Source organism: Cellulomonas sp. P4_B5_2 (assembly GCF_056402235.1).
Window position 1 is genome coordinate 1 of sequence record NZ_JBFUHU010000464.1, and the last position, 2,097, is coordinate 2,097.

Here is a 2,097-nt window from a genome sequence, read left to right on the forward strand (position 1 = left end):
GCACCGGGTCGGGCCGGTGCAGGAGCAGGGAGCGTCCGACGCCGCCCGCGATCACGCTGCCGACCGCGGCCACCCCGAGCACGACGCCGGCGGCGCCGAGAAGGCCCGCGACGACCGGCCGCTCGCCGAGCTGCGACGCCGTGGCGACGACACCCACCCGCAGGGCCAGGTGTGCCGCTGACTCGGCCTCCGTGTACACCTCGACCACCCGCCGCMGCGCAGCCGCGAGCTCGCGCAGCCGCTCGGCGACACGCCAGGGGTCGCCCGCACCCTCCCGAGCGCACGCCAGAGCGTGCCGCGCCTCGGCGCCTACCCGGCTCAGCCCGTCGCACGCCTGCGACGCCCGCAGCAGCGTCCACGACGCCGCATCCAGCCGGTCCGCGGCGCCCTCCAGCAGCCGGCACGCGAACATCAGCTCCTCCAGGTCGGCGACCGTCGGTCCCGGACCACCCGCCACGCGGTACCCACGGAACCAGTCCGTCGCGCTGCTCACAGGCCTCCCCGCGCGTCCAGGTCAGCCGCCGCCACCGGCTGCACCGTCCGCTCCACCGAGACCTGCACCTGGCGCACGCACACGACCGCCTCGTCGAGCGCCGCACGGAACCGGTCCGCGGCGCCGGACGTCCACTGCACCTGCGCGGCGCCGCGCAGCGCACGGGACGCGCTCTCCACGTCGTCCAGTGCCTGGAGCACCAGGGGAAGGCCGTGCTCGATCTGCATGCCGGAGACGCTACGGAGCAGGTCAGCGCGTCGGCGACGGCCTGGGGACGGGCAGGGGCTGTGGGCGGATCAGGCCGACGGCCGCGGCAGCATCGCCGCCGCCAGGATGATCGCCGCGAGCAGCCCTGCCGCCCGCCACAGGTCACCCTCCGTCGTCCCGACCAGGAGCATCGCGAGCACGGCCAGCAGCTGCGCGCCCACCTGCACGAGCGCGACCTCGCGCAGCGCGCGCACGAGGACGGCGACCTCGACGAGGGTGCGCCACGACGTCCGCGCGCAGACCGCCCCCGCCCACAGGGTCAGGTGCACGAGCAGGACGAGGACCATCACCGTGCCGAGCGCGGGCGGGTCGCCGACGAGCAGCCGCGTCCCGGCGACGAGCACCACGAGCGCAGCCAGGCCGAGTCCGGGGACCAGCACCGCGGCGCCGACGAGCGCGACGAACCCGACCACCAGCGCCAGGGGTGGCCGGGGGCCGGTGCCGGCGAACGCCACCGTCAGCGTCGCCGCGGACAGGACCGCGAGGGACGCGCGCAACGCCCAGGCGGGCACCGGCCGCTCCAGCTCCAGAGTCACCTCGCTCATCGCGACGCCCCCGCCCGCCGCTGCGCCCGGCGCGCCAGGGACGCGAGCGCGATGTGCGGCTGGTCGCGCCACGTGACCAGCTCGACGTCGAGGTCCACCAGCTCGGCCAGCCGATCCTCGCGCGCCATCCGGATCAGCCGCATCGCGAGCCGCTCGCGCTCGCCGAGCTGCCGCTCGCGGAGGGTGGGCAGCACGTCGACCGCGATCACCCGGTGCCCGGCACGCCGCCAGACGGAGGCGACCAGCGCCGCCTCGTCGTCGAGGAACGTCGAGAAGAGCAGGACCAGCGCGCCCGACGGGATCTGCGGGGCGCGCAGCCGGCGCAGCGGGTCGCCCTCCGGCCGCGTCAGGGCCAGCGCGTGCCGGATCCGGTCCAGCTGCCGGCGTCCGCCACCGGGTGGGAGCGGCCGGCGCAGCGCACCGAGGTCGTCGAGTCCGACGCGGTCGCCGAGGTCGAGGAACCCCTGCGCCGCGGACGTCGCAGCCTGCCGCGCCAGGTCCAGGGACGTCGGGTCCTCGGCCTTCGCCGGGGTCGAGCCGCGCCAGGTCATCGGGTCGGGGCCGACGTCGTCGCGCGAGTCCACGACCAGCACGACGACCGCCTCCGCGAGCGCGTGCTCGCGCCGGACGTAGAGCTCGTGCAGGTCGGGCGCGCGGCGGGCGGTGACCCGCCAGTCGATCCGCCGCAGCCGGTCGCCGGGCGAGAACGGGTGCACGTCGCGCAGCCCGCCGCCCTCGCCGGGCCGTCGGGACTCGTGCGCGCCGGTCAGCCCGCGCAGCCGGGGCGGGAGC

4 protein-coding genes are annotated in these 2,097 nt (G+C 77.2%); all 4 read right to left on the reverse strand.

Annotation, left to right across the window (positions count from 1 at the left end; translation table 11 throughout):
* Positions 1 to 493 (reverse strand): hypothetical protein (locus AC1DUQ_RS21145; protein WP_477074564.1); only part of this gene is annotated, 493 nt, incomplete at its 3' end.
* Complete coding sequence (locus AC1DUQ_RS21150; RefSeq protein WP_477059364.1) at positions 490 to 720, reverse strand: hypothetical protein; 231 nt, start codon at positions 718 to 720, stop codon at positions 490 to 492. The genes AC1DUQ_RS21150 and AC1DUQ_RS21145, both read right to left, overlap by 4 nt.
* A 69-nt stretch (positions 721 to 789) precedes the next feature.
* A complete protein-coding gene (locus AC1DUQ_RS21155) occupies positions 790 to 1,305 on the reverse strand; it encodes a hypothetical protein (RefSeq protein WP_477059365.1) in 516 nt (171 codons plus the stop codon).
* Positions 1,302 to 2,097, reverse strand: a 796-nt coding sequence (locus tag AC1DUQ_RS21160; RefSeq protein ID WP_477074565.1) for a DUF58 domain-containing protein, incomplete at its 5' end; no start/stop codon positions are given. The genes AC1DUQ_RS21155 and AC1DUQ_RS21160, both read right to left, overlap by 4 nt.